The following is a 290-nucleotide window of genomic DNA, read 5'->3' as shown; positions in this document are numbered from 1 at the left end:
AGGCATGCAGGTGCAGTTCCGTGAGATCGACCAGGTGGCCACCGCCTCGAATGAAATGAGCGCCACCGCCCACGACGTGGCCAACAGCGCCTCCAACGCCGCCAGCGCGGCCCGCGGCGCCGACCAGTCAGCCCGCGAAGGCATGCAGATCATTGAACGCAGCACCCGCGACATCACCACCCTGGCCGAAGAAGTCAGCAAGGCCGTGACCGAAGTCGAAGCCCTGGCGGTGAACAGCGAGCAGATCGGCTCGGTACTGGAAGTGATCCGCAGCATCGCCGAACAGACCA

Annotated in this window: 1 pseudogene; it reads left to right on the top strand. The window is 65.2% G+C overall.

The features are described from left to right. Window positions 1-290 (top strand): annotated as a pseudogene (locus tag HX846_RS39745) (chemotaxis protein); the annotation flags it as partial.

It is taken from the genome of Pseudomonas sp. K5002 (assembly GCF_013386655.1).
In the GTDB taxonomy this organism is placed as follows: domain Bacteria; phylum Pseudomonadota; class Gammaproteobacteria; order Pseudomonadales; family Pseudomonadaceae; genus Aquipseudomonas.
Note: the sequence above shows the minus strand (reverse complement) of the source record. Positions and strands in the feature narration are given on the sequence as shown.